This is a genomic window from Pseudoalteromonas sp. APC 3691 (genome assembly GCF_030408135.1).
Taxonomy (GTDB): domain Bacteria; phylum Pseudomonadota; class Gammaproteobacteria; order Enterobacterales; family Alteromonadaceae; genus Pseudoalteromonas.
This window is the reverse complement of the sequence record NZ_JASDCB010000021.1, coordinates 1-25,887: the sequence shown is the minus strand read 5'-3', so window position 1 is coordinate 25,887 and position 25,887 is coordinate 1. Positions and strand designations below refer to the sequence as shown.

Annotated in this window: 20 protein-coding genes; 13 read left to right on the top strand and 7 right to left on the bottom strand. The window is 38.9% G+C overall.

Features of this window, described 5'->3' with window-relative positions; genetic code table 11:
- Window positions 1-122: 122 nt before the first annotated feature.
- The 3 genes from QL998_RS08940 to QL998_RS08930 all read left to right on the top strand — a co-directional run bounded on the left by QL998_RS08940 (window position 123) and on the right by QL998_RS08930 (window position 7,689).
- Window positions 123-977 carry a S1/P1 nuclease gene (locus QL998_RS08940; RefSeq protein ID WP_024604182.1) on the top strand — a complete coding sequence of 285 codons (855 nt, stop codon included), beginning with the start codon at window positions 123-125 and terminating at the stop codon, window positions 975-977.
- A gap of 43 nt (window positions 978-1,020) precedes the next feature.
- Window positions 1,021-4,206: a TonB-dependent receptor gene (locus QL998_RS08935; RefSeq protein WP_024604181.1), complete on the top strand. Its 3,186-nt coding sequence runs from the start codon at window positions 1,021-1,023 to the stop codon at window positions 4,204-4,206.
- Between the two features lie 318 nt (window positions 4,207-4,524).
- Complete coding sequence (locus QL998_RS08930; RefSeq protein ID WP_024604180.1) at window positions 4,525-7,689, top strand: TonB-dependent receptor; 3,165 nt, start codon at window positions 4,525-4,527, stop codon at window positions 7,687-7,689.
- A gap of 52 nt (window positions 7,690-7,741) precedes the next feature.
- On the opposite strand, the gene QL998_RS08925 is transcribed toward QL998_RS08930, so the two are convergent.
- Window positions 7,742-8,173, bottom strand: coding sequence for a MarR family transcriptional regulator (locus QL998_RS08925; protein ID WP_024591817.1), 432 nt, complete (start codon window positions 8,171-8,173; stop codon window positions 7,742-7,744).
- Window positions 8,174-8,325: 152 nt separating this feature from the next.
- Between QL998_RS08925 and hmgA the strand changes: the two genes are divergently transcribed.
- On the top strand, window positions 8,326-9,627 hold the full coding sequence (gene hmgA, locus QL998_RS08920; protein WP_290192550.1) for a homogentisate 1,2-dioxygenase: 1,302 nt from the start codon (window positions 8,326-8,328) through the stop codon (window positions 9,625-9,627).
- Between the two features lie 2 nt (window positions 9,628-9,629).
- On the top strand, window positions 9,630-10,259 hold the full coding sequence (gene maiA, locus QL998_RS08915; RefSeq protein WP_290192549.1) for a maleylacetoacetate isomerase: 630 nt from the start codon (window positions 9,630-9,632) through the stop codon (window positions 10,257-10,259).
- A 33-nt stretch (window positions 10,260-10,292) separates the two neighbouring features.
- Here the strand turns inward: maiA and QL998_RS08910 are convergent, their stop codons facing one another.
- Window positions 10,293-10,526, bottom strand: coding sequence for a TIGR02647 family protein (locus QL998_RS08910; RefSeq protein ID WP_007582405.1), 234 nt, complete (start codon window positions 10,524-10,526; stop codon window positions 10,293-10,295).
- A 138-nt stretch (window positions 10,527-10,664) separates the two neighbouring features.
- Here QL998_RS08910 and QL998_RS08905 point away from each other — a divergent pair, with 138 nt between their 5' ends.
- On the top strand, window positions 10,665-10,967 hold the full coding sequence (locus QL998_RS08905; RefSeq protein WP_024604176.1) for a DUF1496 domain-containing protein: 303 nt from the start codon (window positions 10,665-10,667) through the stop codon (window positions 10,965-10,967).
- 54 nt (window positions 10,968-11,021) lie between these two features.
- Window positions 11,022-11,330: a VF530 family protein gene (locus QL998_RS08900; protein ID WP_024591820.1), complete on the top strand. Its 309-nt coding sequence runs from the start codon at window positions 11,022-11,024 to the stop codon at window positions 11,328-11,330.
- A gap of 50 nt (window positions 11,331-11,380) precedes the next feature.
- On the opposite strand, the gene QL998_RS08895 is transcribed toward QL998_RS08900, so the two are convergent.
- On the bottom strand, window positions 11,381-13,000 hold the full coding sequence (locus QL998_RS08895) for a diacylglycerol kinase family protein (protein ID WP_290192548.1): 1,620 nt from the start codon (window positions 12,998-13,000) through the stop codon (window positions 11,381-11,383).
- Between the two features lie 349 nt (window positions 13,001-13,349).
- On the opposite strand from QL998_RS08895, the gene QL998_RS08890 reads away from it, so the two are divergent.
- The 6 genes from QL998_RS08890 to QL998_RS08865 all read left to right on the top strand — a co-directional run bounded on the left by QL998_RS08890 (window position 13,350) and on the right by QL998_RS08865 (window position 19,014).
- On the top strand, window positions 13,350-13,874 hold the full coding sequence (locus tag QL998_RS08890; protein WP_182194822.1) for a sigma-70 family RNA polymerase sigma factor: 525 nt from the start codon (window positions 13,350-13,352) through the stop codon (window positions 13,872-13,874).
- Window positions 13,871-14,554 carry an anti-sigma factor gene (locus QL998_RS08885; protein WP_290192547.1) on the top strand — a complete coding sequence of 228 codons (684 nt, stop codon included), beginning with the start codon at window positions 13,871-13,873 and terminating at the stop codon, window positions 14,552-14,554. Before QL998_RS08890 ends, QL998_RS08885 begins: the two co-directional genes overlap by 4 nt.
- Window positions 14,555-14,712: 158 nt before the next feature.
- Complete coding sequence (locus QL998_RS08880; RefSeq protein WP_290192546.1) at window positions 14,713-16,305, top strand: DUF4331 domain-containing protein; 1,593 nt, start codon at window positions 14,713-14,715, stop codon at window positions 16,303-16,305.
- A gap of 11 nt (window positions 16,306-16,316) precedes the next feature.
- On the top strand, window positions 16,317-16,826 hold the full coding sequence (locus QL998_RS08875) for an Ig-like domain-containing protein (RefSeq protein WP_290192545.1): 510 nt from the start codon (window positions 16,317-16,319) through the stop codon (window positions 16,824-16,826).
- A 53-nt stretch (window positions 16,827-16,879) separates the two neighbouring features.
- A complete protein-coding gene (locus tag QL998_RS08870; RefSeq protein WP_290192544.1) occupies window positions 16,880-17,905 on the top strand; it encodes a hypothetical protein in 1,026 nt (341 codons plus the stop codon).
- Window positions 17,902-19,014, top strand: a complete 1,113-nt coding sequence (locus QL998_RS08865; protein WP_290192543.1) for a HupE/UreJ family protein — start codon at window positions 17,902-17,904, stop codon at window positions 19,012-19,014. The genes QL998_RS08870 and QL998_RS08865 overlap by 4 nt, the downstream gene beginning before the upstream one ends.
- A 66-nt stretch (window positions 19,015-19,080) precedes the next feature.
- Here the strand turns inward: QL998_RS08865 and QL998_RS08860 are convergent, their stop codons facing one another.
- The 4 genes from QL998_RS08860 to QL998_RS08845 all read right to left on the bottom strand — a co-directional run bounded on the left by QL998_RS08860 (window position 19,081) and on the right by QL998_RS08845 (window position 25,535).
- Window positions 19,081-19,707 (bottom strand): TetR/AcrR family transcriptional regulator, encoded by a 627-nt coding sequence (locus QL998_RS08860; RefSeq protein ID WP_290192542.1) that lies wholly within the window; start codon window positions 19,705-19,707, stop codon window positions 19,081-19,083.
- A 96-nt stretch (window positions 19,708-19,803) separates the two neighbouring features.
- Window positions 19,804-21,222 (bottom strand): efflux transporter outer membrane subunit, encoded by a 1,419-nt coding sequence (locus QL998_RS08855; protein WP_290192541.1) that lies wholly within the window; start codon window positions 21,220-21,222, stop codon window positions 19,804-19,806.
- A complete protein-coding gene (locus QL998_RS08850) occupies window positions 21,219-24,353 on the bottom strand; it encodes an efflux RND transporter permease subunit (RefSeq protein WP_290192540.1) in 3,135 nt (1,044 codons plus the stop codon). The genes QL998_RS08855 and QL998_RS08850 overlap by 4 nt, the downstream gene beginning before the upstream one ends.
- Window positions 24,354-24,365: 12 nt before the next feature.
- Window positions 24,366-25,535, bottom strand: coding sequence for an efflux RND transporter periplasmic adaptor subunit (locus QL998_RS08845; RefSeq protein WP_290192539.1), 1,170 nt, complete (start codon window positions 25,533-25,535; stop codon window positions 24,366-24,368).
- Window positions 25,536-25,887 lie beyond the last annotated feature (352 nt).

Sequence of the window (25,887 nt, the reverse complement as noted above, 5' to 3'; positions counted from 1 at the left end):
ATATAAAATCTAAATAAGAAACTATGAATTTTAATAAGTCCTTCCTATCAACATTAAAAATAAGGACAATTGACCGCATTAGCTTATAGCAACCCCATGAAATATTCATTTAGGAAGTTTTAATGCATAACAATATAAAGTACTCGATATCTTCTGCGCTTTTGATTAGTGCGATATTCACAAGCACTAACTCACACGCTTGGGGTCAAAATGGCCACCGTATTGTAGGGCAGATTGCACAATCTCATATAAGCGAAACAACTAAAGCAGCAATTAAACCTTATTTAGATGGTGAGTCACTTGCGCAAATATCAACGTGGCCTGATGAAATGCGCTCTGCTCCTGGCGACTTTTGGCAAAAGCAATCATCTCGTTGGCATTATATTAATGCAGCACCAGGAAAATCTTTCAGCTTCAATCACGATCACACTAAAAACAAAGAATCTGTAAGTAATATCCTAGAAGGCATTCACTATTCAATGCAAACACTCACTGATAAAAATAGCACCTTAGATGCTAAGCAGTTCAGTTTGCGTTTTTTAGTGCATTTAGTAGGCGATAGCCATCAGCCATTTCATGCCGGTCGAGGTGAAGACAGAGGTGGTAACCGTATTAAGGTTTCATTTTTTAACGAAGAAACAAATCTTCATAGCCTTTGGGATACAAAGCTAGTTGAAAACGAAAACTTGTCGTTCACTGAGTACGCACAATTTATTGATACAAATAACAGCGAGTTAATTGCTGAGTATTTACAAAGCTCACCGATGACATGGGTTGAAGAATCTCATAATTTAGCCACAAAAATTTATAAATATACCAACAACGAAATTGGTTATAGCTACATATATAACAATACTCCAATTATAAAAACGCGCTTACAACAGGCGGGTATTCGATTAGCTGGATTATTAAACGCCTTATTTGACCCTTCTGCAAAAGAGTTAGAAACGGCACTAAAAATGACGACTGACAAATAAACAGTATTAAATTTATATAACCTACACACGGGAAATCAAAATTATGACTAAGCTTCGCCTTTCGAAATTAACTGGAGCGGTAATTTTAGCTCTAGGTGTTTCTACAAGCGCAATGGCTGCTGATACTTCATCTGCAATGCGTGGTAAAATTACGACGCCTTCAGGTGGCAGTGCTGCAAACGTTAAAATTAAAGTAGTTCACCAACCAACGGGAACTATTAGCGAGCTAACTACAAACGAAAGTGGTACGTTTATCGCTAATGGCTTACGTGTAGGTGGTCCTTACATGGTTATCATCGATTCTGATAAGTTTAATGATACAACTGTTGAAAATATCTACTTGAACCTTGGTGAAACTTACCGTTTAAGCTCGCAGCTTGCTCCGCGAAACATCGAAAAGATTGAAGTGTCTGGTTATAAAATTGTTCAACAATCAGGTGGCTCTAGTAGTACGTTTGGTGAAGATACTATCAATAACATGCCTAGCTTTAACCGCGACATTAAAGACATCGCGCGATTAAACCCGCTTGCGAGTATTAATGGTAGCGGCGAGCTAACTTTTGCTGGAAATAACCCACGTAGTAATAGTTTAACTGTAGACGGCATTGGTCAAAATGATGACTTTGGTCTAAGTTACGGCGGCTACCCTACTTCGCAGCCTCCGGTAGCCCTTGATGCGATTGAGCAAATATCTGTTGACGTTTCTCCATTCTCAGCAGCCAAAGGCAACTTTGGTGGTGGTACAATTAACGCCGTAACAAAATCAGGCACAAATGAGTTCAAGTTTTCTGGCTTTTATGAAACATCTACCCCTGATATAGCAGGCAACGTGGAAAGTATAAGTGAAGTGTCTGGTCAGATTGATGAGGACAACCATAAGATCTATACCACAGATAAAGTCAAACCCATTCAAACTGAAGCTCGCTATGGCTTTAATATTGGGGGCCCAATACTTGAAGATAAGCTATTTTATTTTGTTAACTACAATGCATGGAAAAGCGAACTGGATTTAGATTATGGTTTTGAAGGCTCTGGCGCAGCAAACGAATATGACGTAACAAAAGAAAGTTTTGATCAGTTTGTTACTATTCTAGACAATGTTTATGGCATGCAAGACTCTTTAGGTGGTGATCCTGAGGACACCAATGAGTCATTATTAGTAAAATTAAGCTGGAACGTTAATGACGATCATCGTTTAGATTTTACTTATCAATGGCAAGACGATCAAGATGAGCGTAATTTTGGCTCAGGTGGAAAAACAATTAGTTTTGCTTCAAATCGCTACACTTATGCGACTAAATTCAACAACTTTTCTACCAAACTTTACTCCGACTGGAATGAAAACTTATCTACTAAAATTGGCATTTCTTATAAAGATGTGACTTCTGACAGTATTACTAATTCAAATTTAGGTAGTATTATAGTTGAAGAAGACGAGCGTAATAGCCCAACCTATCAATTTGGAACCGATCAATATCGACACGCAAATAAAGCCGCCACTGAAAATTTAACATTTACCTTTGATGGGACTTATTTATTAGACGAGCATGAAGTTAAATTTGGAGCACAATACGAGTCACTTAACTTGTATAATCTTTTTGCAGCCGACTCATTAGGTACATGGAAATTTACTAGTTTTGAAAACTTTGCTAATAAAGTAATTGAGCCGTATGATTTTTCTTACAGTAATGCGTATACGAATAATTCAGCTGATACTGCCTACGATGCAACACGAAATCAGTTAGCTTTTTATATTGAAGATACATTTTATGCAACTGATGATTTAGAAGTAACAGCGGGTATTCGGTATGAGCGTTTATCTTCTGATGATAAACCAACACTCAATGAAAACTTTTTAAGCACCTATGGTTTTAGCAATCAAGAAAACCTAGATGGTTTAGATATTATTTTACCGCGTATTGGCTTTAAGTATTACGCTACAGAAGCATTAACGGTCAATGGTGGTGTAGGTCGTTTCCAAGGTGGTATTCCTAACGTTTGGTATAACAACTCATTCCAAAACGATGGCATTACTTTTGTAAATGCCCCAAATAGAGTAATCAATAACTACTATGCCAACAACCAAGCTGATATTACTCAAATTCCTGATGAAATTAAAAACTCATTAGTCCAAGGCGCTGGTAGCACAAACTATATTGATCCTAACTTTGAACTACCGTCAAGCATCCGTGCACAACTTGGTTTTGAATACGACTTCGATTCTGAATTACTAGGCGAAGGCTTTAAATGGCAAGCAGAAATTGCTTATCATAAAAAAGAAAACGAGGCCGTATGGCACAATACAGCTATAAAGCCTGTAGGCACTACTGCTGGCGGTGACCGAGTATTCAATCAGCCAATCTATTCGGGTGACAAAGAAAATAACTCCGATATTATGATGACTAATTCAGCGGAGGATGGTCGCTCTGTTGTTCTGTCTACCGCCCTTGCTAAAGAATGGGAAAATGGCTTATACGTTTCAGCAAGTTATGCACATCAAGATATAACAGAAGCGTCTTCAGGCTCATCATCACAAGCTTTGAGTAACTACAGATTTGCTATTACTCAAAATCGTAATGAAGATCTTGCGCATCGTGGGGCTTACGAAGTAGAACATAGCTTTAAAGTTAACTTAGCATATAACACTGAGTTCTTTAGTGGCTACGCAACTAAGTTTAACGTTTACTTTGAACGTCGTTCTGGTCGTCCATTTAGCTACACTATGGATATGTATAAAATGAGAGACTTAGGAGATACAAGTGCGTTTTATAGCGATTCAGCCTATCTTCCATATATTCCTACAGGTGCCGACGATGCAAGTGTAAATTGGGATAAGTCGGGTTTATCATGGAATGAACTTGAAACATTGTTAAACCGTGCAGGTATCTCTGAGCGAGGCCAGATTCTAAATCGTAATTCAGGTACACAGCCTTGGGTTACTACTATGGATATTAGTGTCAAACAAGAGATCCCAGGTTTCGCAAAAGGTCATAGCGGTGAGGTTTACTTCATGATTGATAACTTTGCCAACTTGTTAAATAGTGATTGGGGTATTGAGAAAAGTTTAAGATATTCAAATCAAGACTTATATGAACTTTCTGGTATAGATGATCAAGGTCGATACATCATCAATAATAAATTTAACGGTGCTGATGTTCGTAATTATACACAAATCAATACTTCATCGTCAGCTTGGCAAGCTAAAATTGGTGTTAGCTATAAGTTTTAATACCTAATAAAACATTACGCTTTATATTAGTTAAACCCATTACAACTTTGTAATGGGTTTTTTCATTTAAACTCCCTTTTTCATCTATTTGTCATAAATAGTATTTACTCTCTTTTACAACACGAACATTTCATTATTAACATTAATAATCCGTAGCATTAATCTATAAACATAAAAAACATTACACTTGTAGCTTATTTGTAAACATAAACTAATGTATAATATGTATAGATTTAGTACTGCATGAATTTGGTTCGTTTGTTTAGTGCAAATACTTTATAAATATAAAAAGTTTAATAAACCACATGGGAAAACAAAATGAAAATTCAACTTCGTAAAACAGCTCTATCACTCGCTATTGCAGCTTGTGTTGGTGTGAGTGGTGGCGTATTCGCTAGTGACACAACGTCATCAGTTAAAGGGCAAATATCTGGCCCTAATGGTAATCCTGCAGCAAATACTAAACTAATATTAGTTCATGAGCCAACAGGTACCCGCAGAGTAGTAACAACAAACGATACAGGTACATACAATGCCACTGGCCTTCGTGTAGGTGGTCCTTACAAAATAATTATTGATTCTAATGTTTACCGAGATGTTCAAATTGAAGATGTTTATCTTTCACTTGGCGAAACTAGACAGCTAGATCAACAACTATCTAGTAACAGCATGGAGTCTATTGTTGTAACTGGCTCCCCAGTTCTATTCAATTCATCTGCAAATGACTCTTACTTTGGACAAGAAGCAATAACTACAACACCTAGTATAGGTCGTGATATAAAAGATATTGTTAAAAACAATCCTTTAGTAGTTATTCAGCCTGGTAGCGAGAGCTCTATGACGATCGCAGGATCAAATCCTCGCACAAATTCAATAACTATTGACGGTATACCACTAAATGATGATTTTGGTCTAAATGGCAATGGCTACCCTACTCAGCGTAACCCTTTCCCTCTAGATGCACTAGATCAAGTTTCCGTCTCTGTTGCTCCAATTAATGCAAAATCAAGTGGATTTACTGGTGGTAATGTAGATGCCGTATTCAAATCAGGCACGAATGAACTGCACGGCAGTGTCTTTTATGAAAAATTAAGCAGCGATTGGGCTGGCTCTCCAAAAGATGCTTCTGGTGAAAAGCTTGAATTAGATTTTGAAGAAAAAAATTATGGCGCATCTTTTGGTGCCCCAATAATTAAAGATAAGCTATTTATTTTTGCCGCTTATGAAAAATTTGAATCACCGCAACAATTAGAATATGGCGTAGCTGGTTCAAATGTTGGAACAAATAAAACAACTGTAACTACTGCCGATTTAGAGGCAGTTAGAGCCATAGCTAATGATGTTTATGGTATTAGTGATATTGGTGAATCAGATGTACAACCTCAGTTAAATGATGAAAAGTACATTGCAAAAATTGATTGGAATATCAATGATTACCATCGTGCTAATTTCGTATATATGCACAGTGAAGGTAATAGTACTCGTAACATGACTAGTGGTAATACAGAACTAAGATTGAGTACCCAGTGGTATAACAACGCTCAAAAGTTAGACAACTTCAGTTCAACTTTATATTCAGATTGGACTGACGAATTCTCAACGCAAATTAGCGTAACTCAAAAGTCGGTTGAAACTGGCGCTATATCCCTTGGCAATTCATCTAATCTAGGCGATATTACCATCTTAAACCTTGATGTAGATGGTGATGGTGAAGAAGGTGCTATTGCATTTGGCTCTGATGAATTTCGTCATTCCAACACACTGGAAAACGATTTATTTACAGTTAAGTTCGATGGTACATACCTGTTAGATAAACACACTATAGAGTTTGGTATCAAATACGATGTACTAGATATTGAGAATCAATTTCTACCTGGTTCAAAAGGTATTATCTCATTTAATAGTTTACAAGATTTTAATGACCAAATAGCATCTGAATATAGCTATAGTAATGGTACCGGTAACAATCCTGCAGCTGTAATTGCTAAGTTTTCGCGAAATGATATCGCTCTATATGTAAATGATACATGGGATTACAGTGACGACTTAATATTATCTGCTGGCTTACGTTATGAGCGTTTGGGCTCTGACGATAAGCCGATTTACAACGCTGGATTAGAAACTCGTACTGGTTTCGATAATACAAACAACCTAGATGGCGTAGATATAATACTACCCCGCGTTGGCTTTACCTATACGCTTAATGAAGATGTAACCATAAGAGGTAGTGCTGGTCGTTATGCTGGCGGTAACCCTAACGTTTGGATATCTAACTCTTACTCAAACGATGGTATTAGTAGTCAGTCTTATTCAGACCGTGGTATTTCTATACCTACTACTGCATTAAATAACCCTATTGATGCTGCCATAGCAGCAGTAGATTCAGGTACGGAAGGTTCTCCGTCAAACTTCATTGATCCTGATTTTGAAATACCTTCACAGTGGACATTCATGTTAAACAGTGATGTTAATTTAGATATTCCATACCTTGGTGAAGGTTTTGCTTGGACAACTACAGCTATTTATACTAAAAAGGAAAATAGCGCTGAATGGATTAACGCTGCTATATTAGACAACGATTCTGTAATTGGTAGCACGATCGACGGCGCATTACCTTTCTATAATACATCTGACCTTGAGATAATGTTAACAAATGCTGATGACGATGGCAGATCTGTTATCTTAAGTACTGGTATATCTAAATCTTGGGATAACGGCTTCAAATTTGATGCGTCTTATACAAATCAAGATATTACAGATGGTAACCCTGGGAGTTCATCAACAGCACGTAGTAATTATCGCTTTGGCCATTTTGGAGACCATCAAGAGACTCAAGTTGGTGTTTCACCTTATGAAACTGAGCATAGATTTGTAATTAATCTAGGGTATACGGCTGAATTAATTGAAAATTATAAAACCAAGTTTAACTTATTTATTGAGCGTAATTCTGGTTCAGCTTATAGCCAGCTAGTAAGTTTAGAGAACCTAACTGGTGGACGTTTCTTTGACCAAGACCTAATTCAACCATCTGGTGGCACAACATATGGCGGCAACTACTTACCTTACGTTCCAACAGCAAATGATCCAAATGTGATTTATGCTGATGGTGTTAGCGAAGCTGAAGTTTTAGCTCACTTTGACAGTCTGGGACTTTCAGGTTCTGCTGGTGGTTTTGCTGATAGAAGCCAAGGAAAAACACCTTGGGTAACTACAATGGATTTGTACGTATCACAAGAAATTCCTGGTTTTGCAGATGATCATCGTGGCGAGTTTTATTTCGTTATAGATAACTTATTAAACCTAATTGATTCATCTAAAGGTAAGGTTTACCGCCAGAATAACAACTCCAGAGATGTTGTTGAGATGGATATTGACCAAGCAACTGGTAAATATATCATTGGCAACCCTATAAATGATGACTTTACTTTTGAAGCGGAAGATTCAACTTACAAAATTAAAGTAGGTGTTCGTTACACTTTCTAATTTAGAGCTGTAGCCTAAAACATCTTTTAAAAGCCCACTTTGGTGGGCTTTTTTATGCCTTTAATTTGTTATTTAACTTTTCAAAAATACCCACTAACACTTCGTATTCTTCGTTGGTTAAAGTATTCAGTAATTGTTTTTCCCAATTCAGTGCATCGGGTGCTATTTGCTCATATAAGTTTTGCCCTGCTTTGCTCAGTACAAGTAAGGCAGCGCGTTTATCTTGTGCATTTAACTCACTTTTCACTAAACCTTTATCTATTAAAACTTTTACCGCACGCGACACTGTCGACTTGTCCATATTTGCTTGCGTGCATAAATCCTTTGCGTTGCTCTGACCATACTGCGCTAAATTAGCAAGTATTCGCCACTGCGGAATATTTAAACCGTATTTAGTTTGATAAACCTCGGCAAAGTCATTACTTACACGTGTTGCTACATTCGTTAATTGATAAGGTAAGAACGTTGCTAAATCAATTTTCATTTTTGGTTATCCCAGCTTTATAAGGCTTACTTTAGTGTTCATTAATATTTACACGGATGCGTAGTTGCACATTTGATATTAGTCTCACTTGAGAGTATCTTAACTGAAATAAAAATAATATTAAACCAACCCCCCTCTCACAGGAGTCAGTAATGGCGACACAATTAAGTTATATGACAGGTTTTGGTAATGAATTTGAAACACAAGCGCTACCCGGTGCACTGCCAATAGGACAATTTAGCCCACAAAAAGTTAAATACGATTTATACACAGAGCAATTTAGTTCGACTGCATTTACGGCTCCTCGCGCTTCAAATCGTCGCACTTGGTTTTACCGCCTTCGTCCGTCTGTAGTGCAAGGTGATTACCAAGCAATAGATAACGGCCTAATAAGAACAGCCCCAATCACTGAAGCCATAACACCACCAACAATGCTACGTTGGAATCCTATTGATATGCCTTCACAGCCTACTGATTTAATTGATGGGTTAGTAACGATGGCTGCTAATGGCAGTGCTAATGGGCAATCTGGTATTGGCATTCATGTATATGTCGCTAATCAGTCAATGCAAGGGCGTTACTTTTGCAATGCCGATGGCGAAATGTTGTTTGTCCCTCAGCATGGTGAGTTATTAATTCACACCGAGTGCGGTAAGTTAAGCATTAAACCAGGTGAAATTGCTGTAATTCCCAGAGGAATTAAGTTCTCAGTTGACTTAATTGATAATACAGCCCGTGGTTATATTTGTGAAAATTATGGCCATGCGTTAGAGCTTGCAGAGCGAGGACCTGTTGGTGCAAACGGTTATGCCAACGACAGAGACTTTCAATACCCTGTAGCGGCCTTTGAAGATAAAGAGGGTGACTTTGAGCTTGTTTCTAAATTTAACGGTAATTTATTTAGCTGTGAAATTAAGCACTCTCCTTTTGATGTGGTTGCATGGACGGGTAATAGTGCGCCCTATAAATACGACTTATCGCGTTTCAATGTAATGAATACAGTGAGCTTTGATCACCCCGATCCTTCTATATTCACTGTACTAACCTCTCCTTCTGCTACTGAGGGTATGGCAAATGTCGATTTTGTGATATTTCCACCGCGTTGGATGGTAGCCGAAAATACATTTCGCCCGCCGTATTATCACCGCAATATTATGAGTGAATTTATGGGCTTAATTGAAGGTGTGTATGATGCAAAAGAGCATGGTTTTGTACCTGGTGGCGCAAGTTTACACAATTGTATGTCGCCACATGGACCTGAAGCCGACGTATTTGAAAAAGCCTCAAACGCTGAGCTTACACCACAAAAATACGAAAACACATTGGCCTTTATGTTTGAGTCACGCTATATAATTTCACCGACAAAATATGCATTAGAAGGTAAAGAGCGCCAACTAAACTACACCGATTGCTGGCGTACTATTAAAAAACAATTTACAGGTTCACAGGATTAATTATGAAATTATACAGCTACTTTCGCTCATCAGCGGCTTATAGAGTGCGTATAGCGCTTAACTTAAAAGCAATCGATCATGAACTTGCTATTGTTAACCTTTTAAAATCGGAGCAGCTTGGGGAGGAATACTTAGCGACTAATCCGCAAGGGTTACTACCTGCACTCGAAACTGATGATGGTGTTTTAGCACAATCGCTTGCAATACTTGAGTGGCTTGATGAAACTTATCCGCAATCGCCATTAATTACAGGGACTGCGTGGCAAAAAGCACAAATAAGAAATTTAAGCTTTGCCATTGCCTGCGATATTCATCCTGTTAATAATTTACGCGTGCTGAAGTATTTATCAAGCGAATTAGGTGTTAATGACGAGGCTAAAAATAAGTGGTATCGACATTGGATAGAAGTTGGTTTTGAAAAAATAGAACTGATGCTAAACGAAAATAATGGCTACTGCTTTGGTAACCAACCAACACTTGCTGACATTTGTTTAGTGCCGCAAGTATTTAATGCAATTCGTTTTAACGTAGATATGAGCACTTATCCAAAAATTGCAGCCATTTACGAGCATTGTAATAAATTAGCTGCATTTAATGATGCTGCACCGCAAAATCAACCCGATGCAAATTAAGCTAGTTTAGTAACTAACCAGATCTCAGGTTAGCTAACTTTGTAGCGCACTATGAATAACCGTAATATGCTCAATTAAATCTAAGCCCAGATCAGTTAAATATCCGCCATCTGGGCTATCTATAATCCCTTTTTCAAATAAACGTTGCGCTGCACTAAGTAAGCTTGGCTCTGCGTCTGAGTGTAATTTAATACCCTGCATTTTACTGTCGCGAGGAAACTTTGCTAATAGTGTGAATTCTTCGATCATTGTTTGATTAAATTGCATTGTGTGCACCTTTTTATTTGAATCTAAGTTGTTCTGTGTGTAACTAAGTTTATAATTAAAATCACTTTGTGTACTTTACACTAGCACGTTTTTTAGCTTAATGTATTATTTTTAACCCTCCCTATTTAAAGGCCTCTAATGCGTAACTTTTTAATTCTATGCTTTTGTTTTAGCAGCTTATCGTATTCAATACTTAGTGAAGCAACAACCCTTAAAACCCATTCTATTATTGATGCAAACCAGTTTGTAAATGAAGAATCTAACTGTTGGTACGACAACAAACGCTATAGCGAAGGCGCATTAATACAAGTTCACTCTTTTACACTTTTGTGTGGTGCTAAAACACCCCAACACAGTAACAGCCAACTCATTTGGCTTAAAATAGATAAGCAAGGTAATACTATTTACCCAACAGCTCCTAAAACAATCACTGTGAATTAGCGCTAAAAGCTGATTTAAGCTACAATGCACGCAGTTTAAATAAGTAGTATGGCTATGAATAATCAACCTAAAAACCCTTTACATGGGGTAACGCTAGAACAAATACTTGTTGAGTTAGAACAGCGACTTGGCTGGAGAACACTTGGCGAGCAAGTAAAAATTAAATGTTTTACTGATCAACCCAGCATTAAATCGAGTTTAAAGTTTTTGCGTAAAACGCCTTGGGCTCGCGATAAAGTGGAAGCACTTTATATTCACACTATAAATAATAAGCCTATTCGTAGACCAAAAAGTGCACCAAGAGAAACATCTTCTCAAGCGCCGGATACAACAGGGTTTGTTTGGCCATCAATTAAAAAATGATGTAAAAAAGGAGCTAATTTAGCTCCTTTTTTGATTATAACTAGCGCGATTTATTGCTCTTTGCAAATCACATTTAATGAAGCCGGCTCAATAGTAATAACGAGTTTGTGAGCAGTTTTAATTTCACCATCAAGTACGTATTTAAGCTCACCTTCGCCTGTAACCTCGACTCTTTTAGCATTTGTATGGTGCGAGTTTATAGCTAAATGTGTTTGCGTTAAGCTACTGTACATCAGCTCAGCAATACTTAAAATGGTTGTTGAGTTTTCATTATTGGGTGTTAGCCAATTTACATCAAGAAGCCCGTCACTATGATCTGGCTGCCCACCACCTTGAGCCAATAATGTTGTAAAAGGCGCGGCATTTGCCACAATAAAGCTATTTGTACATATTTCTTTGGGCTCATTATCGTCGAGTTTTACATTAAGTAGCTGTGATTTTTGTTCGCCAAAAGCTTCAAAAAAACCATTTAGATAGGCAAGTTGCCCCGACTTATTTTTCGACTCTCTATCTGCTTTTTCTATCATTGATTGCTCAAAACCAATGCCCGCTAATAAAAGTACTAATTCATTATTACAATAAGCAGTATCTATTATGCTTGTTTGACCATCTATAATTAGGTCACAGGCTTGTTCTACTGGAATAAACTTAGAGGTAATACCCATCAATACATGCGCAAGGGCGTTTGCAGTCCCCATAGGGATGATGCCTAGTTTACATTGTGTATTTACAAGTACGCTTGCAACTTCGGCCACTGTACCATCTCCCCCGCATGCGATAATAATATCCGGATTTTGCGCAATTTCCTGTTTAGCCAGCTCAATACCGTTAACTTCTTTTGTAGTAGTGAGTACTTTCAAATCGTAATAGTCCGATAGCCGCGCAACAATTAAGTGCTCTTTTTCTTCCCATAATCGTGTACCAGATACAGGGTTTGCAATTAAAACGGCTTTGTTTTTAATCAGTAATTCGCCTTTTTTATGTCGCTTAGCTAAATGGCGAAGTTGATGCTTATTTAAATTTGCGGTTTCGCGGGTTTCTTTTATTTGTGCAAGTACTTCATGCACATCTGCATTTTTGTTTTGGCTCAGTAAATAAGCCGCCATGACAAAAACAGAGCGCCCACGCCCTAAAGCACAATGAACGACTACGCGATGGTCTTCTTTAATATGGTGATGAATCCAATTAATAGCCTGATTTAACTGAGAATGGGTAGGAATACTATGATCGAGCACCGGAATGTTTAAATAATTAATATTCTCTTGTGTTGAACTCCACTCGAGTCCGTCGAATTCACACGTAACATCTAAAATCGCCGTAATCCCGTTATCTTTTAATGTGTCTATATCTGAGGGAAATAATCGGCAAGCTAAAAATAGGTTTTCGTTTATTTGTTGAATGGGCGGCACTTTATCGCGCTTACGTGACCAGGCATTATAAATTTGCACACCGAATAAGAATGGCACAAACGCCCACCGTATATAAAATGGGATCACCCCATTTTCACGCTTTCTAAATATTTTTGCTGTATTAAAAATATACGCGGTACTCACTAATAAAAGTGACAGCGCAGTCCAATAAAAAACAATAGCAAAATAAACAGAGTTCACTTCCCAACCAATAAAAATAAGCAGTAGTGCTAATAGTAAATAACTAATTGCAGCCCACATAGTCTCTCCTTTGTGTAAATAATTCCGATTTTCTAATTCTAATTTAAACGGCTTTATGTACTCTTTTGCAAATATCACGCCATATAAATGCCATTTAAAATTCAAACTCGAACAGTAGATCATTGATATATATAGTAATTAATAAACTAAAATCTACTACAGACCGCTCTTTGTGCATTTTTTACAAATATGTGAATAAATTATACTTACACGTCTAAATTTCAAACACTGATCGGTTATTGCTTGTACTAACGTATAAAGCAGCTAATCTAAAAGGCAATTAAATTTTTTGCATCCAAATCACACCCTCAACCGTTTACTCAATGATAATAAGAAAAACAGGACCCCTATGGATAACGATGATTTACTCCCTCTTTTGTGCGCAACAGCACAAGGAGACAAAAATGCTTTCTCAAGTTTATATCAACAAACTAGCGGCAAACTTTTTGCTATTAGCTTAAATATGCTCACTAACAGAGCTTATGCGGAAGAGGCACTACAAGACGCTTTTATAAAAATTTGGCATAACGCATCTGAATATAACGCCTCTAAAGGCACCGTTATTAGTTGGATGATAAGTATAGTCAGATACAGAAGTCTTGACTTACTTCGATATCACAAAGTACGAAAAGAGCAGTCGTTAGGCGATGACGAATATGAAAATGAAAGTATCGACGTTAATTACGATGAAGAAACGAAACTGGTCAATTGTATCGAACAGCTTGAGCCGCAACAAAAACAAGCTATTCACTTAGCTTATTATAAGGGGCTGAGTCATAGCGAGTTAGTGGATCATATAGAAACGCCATTAGGTACAGTTAAAAGCTGGATCAGGGGTGGGCTTATGCAGCTACAAAGGTGTTTAACATTATGAATTATAATAAACCCGAACTATTAGACGCGCTTGCTGGGCAGTACGTGCTTGGCACACTTAGAGGGCTTGCCCGTAAGCGTTTTCAGCGTCTGTTACTTAGCTCAAATCAAGCACGTGAAGCAACAAATATGTGGGAGCAAAACCTAAACAACTTAGCGAGTGCTATTACACCGCAAACGCCACATGACGATGTATGGGTAAATATACTACAGCGTATTGAAAACAGACCACAAACAAGTAAAACAGTCATACATACCAAGCCTTCAATTTGGCGTACATGGTCTTTTGTGGCGACTGCCGCATGCATTGTTTTAGCCTTTTTGGTTATTCAGCCTAGTACCAATGTTATGCAAACTCAGCAAATTGCTTTGGTTCAAAATCAAGATAAACAATCATTGTGGTTTATTGATGTAAGCGAGCAAGGGCTCTCAATTAAAGCTAGTAGCCAATTGGTTGCTCAAACTAATAAAGATTATGAGCTGTGGATGATTTTAAAAGGTCAAGATGCACCTATTTCATTGGGTTTACTGCCCAAGCAAGGCAGTAAAATATTATTTAAAGATAACCGCTTTAACGCAAGTGATATCGCATTGTTAGCAGTGAGTTTAGAGCCTATAGGTGGCTCACCAAATGGCTCTCCCACTGAAGTGCTTTACACCACAGAGCTGGTACTTTTATAACCCGACTATTATTACCAAAGTTGGCTGCTTACACAAAGCAGCCAACCTACTTTTAAACTTTTTAACAAAAAAAATAAAATAATTTAACTTTTTTGCATCCAATTTAAATCCCGCCCCGTTATTAGCTATGACTTCAATCAAAACTAAAGGACAAAGTCATGAAAGCTTTAACTCCATCAATACTCGCAGTAGTAATATGTAGTACATTTGTAAGTGCACCAAGTGAAGCATCTAGCCACAGAGAAGCGCCAAATATAAGCCGTTTCCCGACTTTAGATTCAACCGATTTTTATGTATTTAATAGTTACGAACAAGGTCGTGGTGATTTTGTAACACTAATAGCTAACTATATCCCGCTGCAAGATGCATACGGCGGTCCTAATTACTTTGCAATGGACCCAGATGCTACCTACAGCATTCATATAGATAACGACGGAGATGCTGTTGAAGATATTACATTTGCGTTTAACTTTAAAAGCATGCTCCCTAACGACAATCAAGGCGTGCAATTAACAGTTGGACCTGAAGGTAATCAACGAACAGTTTCGGTACCACTTAAAAATGTTGGCGGCGTGGCTGCAGGTGATGACAGCGCAGCAAATTTTAGTGAATCATACACAATGACCATGATTAGCGGCGCGCAGCGTACTGGCGAAACAACGGTATTAAATAACACTGCATCAAACTCAAGCTCATTTTCTAAACCGCTTGATTATGTAGGTGATAAAACATTTGGATCGATGAGTGATTATCAAACTTATGCTGACCAATTTGTTTATCAGGTTTCAATTCCTAACTGTGAAAACATGGCACAAGTTTTTGTAGGACAACGAAAAGACCCATTTGTAGTTAACCTAGGTAAGACATTTGATTTAGTTAACTATGTACCTGTAGAAGGTGATAGCGCCCCAGGTGCTGGTGACGGCGGTGGTTTCCCAGGTGGTATAACGCAATCTGCTGATAACGACGATCTTGCAGATAAAAACGTAACATCAATCGCTATCGAAATACCAAAGAGTTGTATTGTAGGTGATGGAAATAAAGTAATTGGTGCATGGACAACAGCAAGCCTACCTCAAGCTCGCGTATTAAACCCTAATGCTAAATTTACTAATAACGCCGTTAATGGTGGTGCTTTAACACAAGTTTCACGCTTGGGTAGCCCGCTTGTAAACGAGCTTGTAATTGGCATTAAAGATAAAGACACATTCTCAACAGCGCACCCGAAAGATGATGCACAATTTTTAGATTATGTATCTCACCCTGCACTACCAGAGTTATTAAATATTTTATTTAAAGATGCTGTTAATACAACACTAGATACTAACTTTGAAACGCTGGCACCGACTAACTTTCCGCGTACTGATTTAATCACTGCATTTTTAACGGGTTTTGCAGGCGTTAATCAGCAAGCAACTGTAACACCTTCAGAAATGCTGCGTTTAAATACAGGCATTGCAGCAACAGCGCAAGCTGATCAATCTGCATTTGGTGTAGCGGGTAATGATTTAGCCGGCTTCCCAAATGGTCGTCGCCCGGGTGATGATGTGGTTGATATTGCACTTCGTGTTGTGATGGGTCGTTTATGTCATCCGATTCCTGTAAATGGTGAAGACACTGATTTAGGACTTTGTGCACCAGAGGATGCTAATACAGGCACAGTGCCATTTACAGACGGCGCACCTATTGATGCAACAATGATGGATTCATCATTCCCGTACCTTGCAACACCACTTGCTGGCTCTAAATAAGGAGTAAAATAATGCGTAATTTAAAAACTACCCATATTTGTGTTCTCCTCAGTGCATTAACATTGGGAGCATGTAGTAGCGATGATGATAAAAAACAGCCTACACCGGTTGTAAACACAGCGCCGACCGCAAGTGATGTAATGCTAACTACACAAACTGAAGTAAGCATTACCGATATGCTTAGCGCAACCGACAATGATGGCGATTCGCTTACTTACTCATTAACAAGTGAACCAACTCTTGGAACTGTTACCGTTAATAGCGATGGTAACTTTACCTATACACCAAATAAAGAAGTGACAGGTTCAGATAGTTTTATGTTTGGTGTAAGTGATGGCGTTAATTCGCAAGTAACTGCAACAGTAAACATTACAATTGACGCACTACAAGTCGACTTTGCTCAATTTGCAACCGATGCATTTAATCAAGCGCCAAATGCAGAGCCGTTAACTGTTAACGGTCGGGTGTTTACAAACACAGATACCGATGTTGATGGATTAATTTCAACAAACGGTAACTAACCAAGTCATTAAGCTGACAGGCCATGGATGGCTTTTTTCAAAGGATATTTATAATGCATTTATCAATTTTTAAGTCCGTCGCATTTATTACTTTATGCCTAACACCCTTTGCGTTGAGCGCTGCGCCTTTTACCCCAAAAGATGATGCAGTTATTGCCAAAAGTAATTCAACGCTTAGTGCTTCCCTCTCTGTTGACGAAATAAATACATTAGTCACTAACAGCCAATATGTAGGCCAAACAGAGCGTTTACAGGGGCTACTTAAAACCCGTTTAGCCCAGCTATATAAACAAACACCCTCATCTCAAATTGGTTACTTATATGCTCGCGTTTTACAAAAAGAGCACCTTTTCAACGAAGCTATTGATATTGCTAACAACGTTTTGATTGGAGAGCCAAAACATAGTAATAGCCATTTATTGCTAGCCAATATATTTATGACTCAAGGTAAGTTTGCACAAGCAAAAAAACACTGCGTAGCCTTAATTGGGAAAGTAAGCACTATTACTGCTAGCACCTGTGTACTCGATGTACAAAGCCAACATGAAAGCGTTTTAGACAGCTACCAAGCATTAGTAAAAATTATAAATAATAATCAAACTAGCCTAGCTACAAACCATGTTTTAAGTGAAATGAGCTACCGTTTAAATAACTACAAACAAGCTATGTCTCACTTACAAAGTGTAGATTTAGTTCAAGCCCCTGTGAGCCTTATTGTTTTATGGGCCGATATTCAAATTGCTCTAAATCAACCACAACAAGTATTAAATACATTAAGCGTACTGCTTCCTGATAAAAGTAATTTAGAGGATGCTATTTTGCTAAGACTTTCAATCGCAGAAAAAAAACTAAATAAACGCGATAAAAAATGGCAAAATACAATGGCGCAAAGAGTTACACTACGAGAGCTTCGCAAAGATTCTTTTCATGCAAGTGACTTAGCTAAATATTACCTTGATGTACAACCAAATCGCGAAAAAGCACTTTACTGGGCTCATATTAATTGGCAACAGGCTAAAATGAGCACCGATGAGCAATTACTTACTCAAGCAAAAGCGATGCAACGAGACACACTATGAAAACGCCTTATCTATTTATACTCACTTTAATGCTGTGTATTTTTTCAACTTACAGCTTTGCCCATCAACTAAGTACAAGTTATATAACCTTAAATAGCGAGAACAATAACGACACCAACAAAAACCAATACACGGGTACCTGGCAAATTAATATAGCCGACTTAGAGCACGCAGTACCTCTGGATTTAGATAAAAACGGGCAAATTTCGTGGGCAGAAATAAAAGCAAAACGCAGCTCAATTAATAACTTCATTGAAGAAAATTTAAATATCACGCAAAACGCGCAATCATGCCCTTTAAAAAGTGAAGGTATCTATCAGCTAGATAACCATTTTAACCAGCCTTATTTGGTGATTCCGCTGCAGTTTAGCTGTGATGACAATGAAACAATCTCCCTTTCCTATTCTGCTTTTTTTAAAACCGATGCCAATCATAAATCCATCGTAAATATAAACGGTGTATCTCGTGTATTTAATATCAATGAGGCACAACAAACGTTCAGCTTTGAGCAAACAAGTTATTTAAGTACCTTTAATCAATACGTGTATCAGGGTGTTTTACATATTTGGATTGGTATTGATCATATTTTATTTTTAATCGCTTTGTTACTTACCTGTGTTTTAAAGCGCAGCGATAAAGCATGGCAAGGTATTAGCTCTAAAAAACAAATTATTAAACACACAGCATGGATAGTAACCGCGTTTACGCTTGCGCACTCTATTACGCTTACCGCAACAGCTATGAGCTTAGTCTCACCAAATAGCCGCTGGGTAGAGCTTGGAATTGCTATATCGGTTTTATTTGCAGCATTAAATAATGTGTGGCCGTTGGTACTTCGTTTAGGTTGGCTTACTTTTGCTTTTGGTTTACTGCACGGGATGGGATTTGCGAGCGTACTTGGCGAGCTTGGCTTGTCGAGCGACTATCAACTGCTTAGTATATTGGCGTTTAATTTAGGCGTCGAAATCGGTCAACTTAGTATCTTACTGATAGCCTTACCAATACTCATTTATGTACGACACTACACTTGGTATAAAAAGTGGTTAATGCCAATGGGCTCCATTGCTATCGCAATCATTGCACTTCAGTGGTCAATCGAGCGTTTTTAAATAGTATAAATAAAAAAGCTAGCCAAAATATTGGCTAGCTTACTTTTTAGTTATCTATTTTGAGCGTTACTGCGCTTTATCAAATGGCATCAGTAATGTTTTCATCGCAGGGCGAAGCGCTATGAGTACCGTTTCTTCGGTTAGCTCAGGGTAAAGTAACTTTCTAAGTAATAACCCTGCCATCATCGAAAAAATAACATTAATTCGGCTTTCAAGTTCACGCTCATCAATGTCTTTGAGCGCACTTCGCTCGCTTGCTAAAAGCTGCCTCATGCGCCCTCTTGCTTGAATATCGGTTTCACGCAAAAGAGTAGCGACTTTAATATTACGACCCGCTTCTGCCATCATATCTAAATCGATAACACATGAGCCTGTATCCATGTGTCTTTGCACGCCAATATTTAAGCCATCTAAAAGAGCCGCCAAAACATCACCAGGGTGATCTTCAAACTTTTGAAAGATAGAGAACATTTCTTCCATGTCTTTTTCAATAATGCTTTCTATAATCGCCTCTTTGCTTTCAAAGTAATTATAAATATGGCCTGCACTCATCCCTGCCGTTTTAGATATTTCTGCCATACCTGCACCGTGGTAACCTTTACGGCGAAAACACTCTGCAGCAGCTGATAAAATTTGCTCACGCCTAGCAAGTGCTATCGCGGGATCTGTTTGCCTTTTTGCTTTAGGCTTCATGTTCAACTCCACTACCAAGTCATAAACTCAGTAAAGCAAGAGCTATAAATAGTCTCGCTATATAAATATGTAATGCGGCTTTAAAAGCCGCAAATATTATTTCTCTTCCTGAGTTGTTTCACTGGCTACATTCCATCCGCCACCAAGCGCTTTGTACAAGTTAATTTGACTCGCAAGATACGCTTGCTGACCCGCAATTAACTGCTGCTCAGCGCCGTACCACGTACGCTGAGCATCAAGTACTTGCAAGTAGCTATCTGCGCCTTTTTCGTAACGCATTTTTGATAAATCAAACGTGATTTGTCGACTACTTATAAGCATATCAAGGGCACTTAATTGCTCTTGGTAACCTTCTCTATCAGCAAGTGCATCGGCAACTTCGCGAAACGCATTTTGAATTTTTTGCTGATACGTTGCCACTGCAATTTCTTGATCTGCTTTTGCTACATCAAGATTTGCTTGGTTACGTCCCATATTAAAAATAGGTAAGCTAATTGTCGGCACAAAACTCCATGTCCCAGAGCCTGAATCAAACAAGCCACTTAAGTCACTTGAAGCTGACCCCGCATTGGCTGTTAAGCTTATGCTTGGATAAAACGCCGCACGAGCAATACCAATATTGGCATTAGCAGCAAGCATTAAATGCTCAGCGGCTTTAATATCAGGGCGCTGTGATAACAGGTCAGACGGTAAACCAACGGGTACTTCTGGCATACTGATCAAGTTAGTCAGGTCTTTATTAGGTAGTAAATCAGCTGAAACAGATTTACCTACTAATAAATCTAAGGCACTTTTATCACGCTTTAACAAACGTTTGTACGTTGCTATGTCTACTTTTGCCGTAGCAACTGTGCTTTTAAGCTGCTCAAGGGTAATTGAAGACGTCGCACCTAAATCAAAGCTTTTTTGCGTAAGCGATAATGACTCTTGCTGAGAGGTAAGCGTTTCTTTTGCAAGCTCTAGCAGTTGCAAATCAGTTGCATAATTTAGCCACGCATTTGCCAACTCTGAAATTAAAGACACCTGCGTGCTGTATTGACTAAGCTCTGTAGAGTATAAGTTTTGCAGTGCTTGCGCTGATTGGTTACTTACCTTGCCCCAAATATCTAACTCGTAAGAGGTAATACCCACTGTTGCACTGTATTGCGAGCTAATAGCTGCATCGCCAGTACCTGATAAGTCAGCCGGTAAACGCTGGCGCGTACCTGAGGCATTTAAATCAAGGGATGGATACAAAGCAGAGTCTTCAATTTGATATAAACCACGCACACGCTGCACATTAAGCACTGCAATTTGCATGTCTTTGTTATGCTCAAGGCTTTGACTAATTAACGTTTGTAGTTTTTCGTCATTAAAAAACTGCTGCCAATTTAATTGCTGCGCAGCGCTTTGCCCAGTATCTGATGCATAAGCATCAGATACTGGTAAAGCAAGGTCTTTTTGCTCTGGCGCTAGTTGGCAACCACTTAGCACCAATAAAGCAATTGCACTTAGGCTGAATGTTTTAATGCTCATTCTGCGCTCTCCTTCGTAGTCTCTTTAGCTTTGCCAGGAAATACACGGCGCACTAACACAAAGAATAACGGTACAAAAACAACAACTAATATTGATGATGCAAGTGTGCCGCCAATAATCGAAATACCTAACGCATTTTGCGCACCAGAACCCGCGCTTGAGGCAATAGCAAGCGGTAAAACACCACAAATAAAGGCCATCGAAGTCATAAGTATTGGACGCAAACGAAGGCGAACAGCAGCAATAGCCGCATCAACTAAGCCAAGCCCTTCTTCCATTTTATGAATCGCAAACTCTACAATCAGTATCGCATTTTTAGATGCCAAACCAATGGTGGTCAACAAGCCTACCTGCAAGTAGATATCGTTAGATAAGCCACCGCCAAGCGCTGCCATAATTGCACCAAATATACCCAGTGGCACAATCATCATTACCGCAAACGGTACCGACCAACTTTCATAAAGCGCGGCTAAACATAAAAATACAAATAACAGCGATAGGCCATATAGTAGAGGTGCTTGACCGCTACTAGAGCGCTCTTGGAATGAAATACCGGTCCACTCAGACGAAATACCATTTGGTAATTGTTTAACTAAACGCTCCATTTCATCCATTGCTTGGCCTGTACTGTAACCTGGCGCTGCACTACCTTGAATTTCCATTGCTGAAAAACCATTGTAACGCTCTAAACGCGGCGAACCATACGTCCAGTAGGCACTAGCAAACGCTGAAAAGGGCACCATATCGCCATTATCATTGCGTACATACCACTTATTTAGATCCTCAGGCACCATGCGAGATTGTACATCACCTTGCATATACACTTTTTTCACTCGACCACGGTCAATAAAGTCATTCACATAACTACTACCCCATGCTGTCGAAAGTGTACTGTTAATATCGTTTTGCGACACACCAAGCGCTTCGGCTTTTGCCAAATCTGTATCAAGTTGTAGCTCTGGCATATCTTCTTGTCCATTTGGACGCACGCCCGCTAAAATTGGACTTTGGCTTGCTAAACCTAATAACTGATTTCGTGCAGCTAAAAGTGCCTCATGGCCAAGGCCTACACGGTCTTGTAAGAAAATATTAAAGCCATTAGCAGTTCCCAGCTCAACAATTGCAGGTGGCGGAAAGGCAAAAACAAATGCTTCTTTTATCGTTGAAAAGTAGCCCATCGCTTTACCTGCAACACCTTGAACAGATAACTCGTCACGCTGACGCTCATCCCAATGTTTAAGATTTACAAAGGCAATTGCTGAGTTTTGACCAGAGCCTGCAAAACTAAAACCTGTAACGGTTAAAATACCGTTTACTGCTTCAGATTGATCGTTTAAAAAGTGATTTTCTACCTTTTTAACAACCTCAAGCGTTTGCTGTGTTGTAGAACCCGCTGGTAATGAAACTTGGTTAAATAAAATACCTTGGTCTTCGTCTGGTAAAAACGCCGTTGGTAAATGCGAAAATACATACACCATGCCACCCACTATCACGCCATAGATAAGTAAGTAGCGTTTAGAGTGAGTAAGCATGCGCCCTACAAAGCTTTGTGCACCTGAATTTGTTTTATCAAAACCTCGATTAAATCCAGAGAAAAACTTACCAATAAACGAGCTATCGTCATGAACATGGCTTGGTTTTAATAACGTAGCACACAATGCTGGCGTTAAAATAAGAGCCACTAAAACAGATAACCCCATCGCCGATACGAGTGTTATAGAAAACTGACGATAAATTATACCGGTAGAGCCACTAAAGAATGCCATTGGAATAAATACCGCAGAAAGCACCATGGCAATACCTACCAGCGCGCCTTTAATTTCATCCATAGATTTACGTGTAGCTTCAAGTGCCGAGAGTTTTTCCTCGGTCATTAAACGCTCAACATTTTCTACAACAACAATTGCATCATCTACCAATAAGCCTATGGCAAGTACCATCGCAAACATCGTTAGTGTATTTATTGAATAACCAAAGGTGTATAAAATACCAAATGTACCTAGCAAAACCACAGGTACGGCAATTGTTGGAATAAGCGTTGCCCTAAAGTTTTGTAGGAACAAATACATAACTACAAAAACAAGTACAACAGCTTCAATTAATGTATGAATAACTTTTTCGATAGATAACGAGACAAACGGCGTTGTATCGTAAGGTATTACCGCATCTACCCCTTCAGGGAAAAACGGTTTTAGCTCTTCAATTGCTTTTTTAACGCCCTCTGCGGTATCAAGTGCGTTAGCACCACTGGCTAATTTAATACCTAAACCTGATGCAGGTTGCCCATCGTAACGAGCAACAACGCGGTAGCTTTCACCGCCAAGCTCTACTTTAGCAACGTCCTCTAGACGTACAAAAGAGCCATCTGGGTTGGTTTTAACTAATATTTGTTTAAATTGCTCTGGCGTTTGTAATCGGCTTTGCGCCGTTACTGTTGCATTAAGTTGCTGACCATCAACGGCAGGCATACCGCCAAGTTGACCGGCAGATACTTGTGCATTTTGCGCACTAATTGATGCACTAATATCAGCAGGTGTAAGCTTATAATTTTGTAACTTTGCAGGGTCTAACCAAATACGCATCGCGTACTGAGAACCAAACAGCTGTACTTCACCTACGCCTTCAACACGCGAGACAACGTCTTGCACGTTTGATGAAACATAATCGCCAATATCAATATTGGTCATGCTGCCATCTTTAGACACAAAAGCATAAACCATTAAAAAGTTACGCGCTGATTTTGCAACTACCACACCTTGCCTTTGTACGGCTTCTGGTAATAGTGGAGTTGCTGTAGCTAGTTTATTTTGCACTTGAACTTGTGCAATATCAGGGTCAGTTTCAGCGCTAAACGAAAGTGTAAGCGTAGCAGAACCACTCGACTCAGACGTAGATGACATATAAAGCAAGCCATCAAGCCCTTTCATTTTTTGCTCAATAACTTGCGTTACCGTATCTTCAAGTGTTCGTGCAGATGCACCAGGGTACGTTGCAGTAATACTCACTGCAGGTGGTGCAATTGAAGGATACTGCGAAATAGGTAAACTCCTAATCGCCAAAATACCTGCAAGCATCACTACAATAGCGAGTACCCAAGCAAATATCGGTCTATCGATAAAAAATCGTGACATTAAAACTCTCCGTTATTGCGCTTGATCGGCTTTAGTAGACGATTGAATTTCAGAAGGATTCACAGGTGCACCAGGGCGGATTTTTTGTAAACCTTCAACTATTAACTTATCGCCATCACTTAGGCCATCAGTAACAAGCCAATCAGAACCAATAGTTCTATCTACTTTTAATACGCGGCTTTCTACTGTGTTGTCTTTACTGACAACCATTGCTGTTGGTTCGCCTTTTGAATTACGGCTAACGCCACGTTGCGGAGCTAAAATAGCACCCGCTTTAACACCTTCCACAATAGAAGCTCGAGCATACATGCCAGGCAGTAATAATTTTTCTGGGTTTGAAAATTTAGCACGCAGTGTTACTGAGCCAGTACTTGGATCAACGGTCACTTCAGAAAACTGTAATGTGCCTTTATGAGGATAAATAGAGCCATCTTCCATAATAAGTTCAACGTCAGTTTGATTAGCCGAATCGACAGTTAGAGCACCTGATGATATTGCTTTTTTAAGTTGGGTAAGCTCATTACTTGATTGTGTTAAATCGATATAAATTGGATCTAACTGAGTTACTGTAGCAAGTGCTGTACTTTGATTAGCACTTACAAGTGCACCCACTGTTACGCTTGATTTACTAATTTGACCACTAATAGGAGAAGAGACGTGGCTGTAATCGAGATTAATTTGCGCTGATTTTAACTGCGCTTTAGCTGTTAATAATTCAGCATTAGCTTGCTTGTATGCGGCATCTGCTTCATCAAAATCTTGTTGGCTCACGGCTTTAATTTTTAAAAGTTCTTTATAACGCGATGCTTTTGATTTAGAGCTGGCAATGCTTGCCTCTGCGCGCGCTACGCTTGCTTCACTTGCTGCTAAGTCTGCTTCAAATGTAGCAGGGTCTATTTGATACAGTGCTTGGCCTTGTTTAACCTCATTACCTTCAACAAATAAACGAGATTGAACAATACCACTTACTTGTGGGCGAATTTCAGCAATTTGAAATGCGCTGATACGACCAGGAAGTTCTTTTTTGAGAGTAAGCGCTTGGCTTTTTAATGTAAGTACACCCACTGGTACAGCTTTAGGAGCTGAAGCTTGTGATTGCTCAGTTGCTTGATCACAACCAGTTAAAGCAACAGAACCGACGAGGGCTGACAATACAAATAAAGCGATGCGGGAACGCTGCATGTTAAATACCTTTTAGTTTAGAGTGAACGATCATTCTAAATTAAAACGCGCTGATAATGAATCTTAATTAGAAGAAATTTACACAAACTTACACTCCCCAGTACAATATACGTCTTAGGTTGCATTTAATGTTAATTAGATGAAAATAGAATCAAGACTGTATGAAAATAAAACAACCTAACACATTGAAATTATTTCATTTTAGGAACAAGAATTTTAACAAGTACATCGAGTAGGGTGAGGCTTTTGCCTCATCCCTCTCACAGAACCGTACGTACGGGCCTCGTATACGGCTCCTGTATTCTTCTATCCCTTCGGCTTATTTTCTAAACGCCGATTGAGCAAGCCATCC

What these genes read in the sequence shown, in the direction of transcription:
- QL998_RS08865 (WP_290192543.1), top strand. Translation starts at nt 17,902, where the DNA reads ATGAAAACGCCTTATCTATTTATACTCACTTTAATGCTGTGTATTTTT.
- QL998_RS08870 (WP_290192544.1), top strand. Translation starts at nt 16,880, where the DNA reads ATGCATTTATCAATTTTTAAGTCCGTCGCATTTATTACTTTATGCCTA.
- QL998_RS08860 (WP_290192542.1), bottom strand. Translation starts at nt 19,707, where the DNA reads ATGAAGCCTAAAGCAAAAAGGCAAACAGATCCCGCGATAGCACTTGCT.
- QL998_RS08900 (WP_024591820.1), top strand. Translation starts at nt 11,022, where the DNA reads ATGAATAATCAACCTAAAAACCCTTTACATGGGGTAACGCTAGAACAA.
- maiA (WP_290192549.1), top strand. Translation starts at nt 9,630, where the DNA reads ATGAAATTATACAGCTACTTTCGCTCATCAGCGGCTTATAGAGTGCGT.
- QL998_RS08925 (WP_024591817.1), bottom strand. Translation starts at nt 8,173, where the DNA reads ATGAAAATTGATTTAGCAACGTTCTTACCTTATCAATTAACGAATGTA.
- QL998_RS08910 (WP_007582405.1), bottom strand. Translation starts at nt 10,526, where the DNA reads ATGCAATTTAATCAAACAATGATCGAAGAATTCACACTATTAGCAAAG.
- QL998_RS08875 (WP_290192545.1), top strand. Translation starts at nt 16,317, where the DNA reads ATGCGTAATTTAAAAACTACCCATATTTGTGTTCTCCTCAGTGCATTA.
- QL998_RS08895 (WP_290192548.1), bottom strand. Translation starts at nt 13,000, where the DNA reads ATGTGGGCTGCAATTAGTTATTTACTATTAGCACTACTGCTTATTTTT.
- QL998_RS08935 (WP_024604181.1), top strand. Translation starts at nt 1,021, where the DNA reads ATGACTAAGCTTCGCCTTTCGAAATTAACTGGAGCGGTAATTTTAGCT.
- QL998_RS08930 (WP_024604180.1), top strand. Translation starts at nt 4,525, where the DNA reads ATGAAAATTCAACTTCGTAAAACAGCTCTATCACTCGCTATTGCAGCT.
- QL998_RS08880 (WP_290192546.1), top strand. Translation starts at nt 14,713, where the DNA reads ATGAAAGCTTTAACTCCATCAATACTCGCAGTAGTAATATGTAGTACA.
- QL998_RS08905 (WP_024604176.1), top strand. Translation starts at nt 10,665, where the DNA reads ATGCGTAACTTTTTAATTCTATGCTTTTGTTTTAGCAGCTTATCGTAT.
- QL998_RS08890 (WP_182194822.1), top strand. Translation starts at nt 13,350, where the DNA reads ATGGATAACGATGATTTACTCCCTCTTTTGTGCGCAACAGCACAAGGA.
- QL998_RS08855 (WP_290192541.1), bottom strand. Translation starts at nt 21,222, where the DNA reads ATGAGCATTAAAACATTCAGCCTAAGTGCAATTGCTTTATTGGTGCTA.
- QL998_RS08845 (WP_290192539.1), bottom strand. Translation starts at nt 25,535, where the DNA reads ATGCAGCGTTCCCGCATCGCTTTATTTGTATTGTCAGCCCTCGTCGGT.
- QL998_RS08850 (WP_290192540.1), bottom strand. Translation starts at nt 24,353, where the DNA reads ATGTCACGATTTTTTATCGATAGACCGATATTTGCTTGGGTACTCGCT.
- hmgA (WP_290192550.1), top strand. Translation starts at nt 8,326, where the DNA reads ATGGCGACACAATTAAGTTATATGACAGGTTTTGGTAATGAATTTGAA.
- QL998_RS08940 (WP_024604182.1), top strand. Translation starts at nt 123, where the DNA reads ATGCATAACAATATAAAGTACTCGATATCTTCTGCGCTTTTGATTAGT.
- QL998_RS08885 (WP_290192547.1), top strand. Translation starts at nt 13,871, where the DNA reads ATGAATTATAATAAACCCGAACTATTAGACGCGCTTGCTGGGCAGTAC.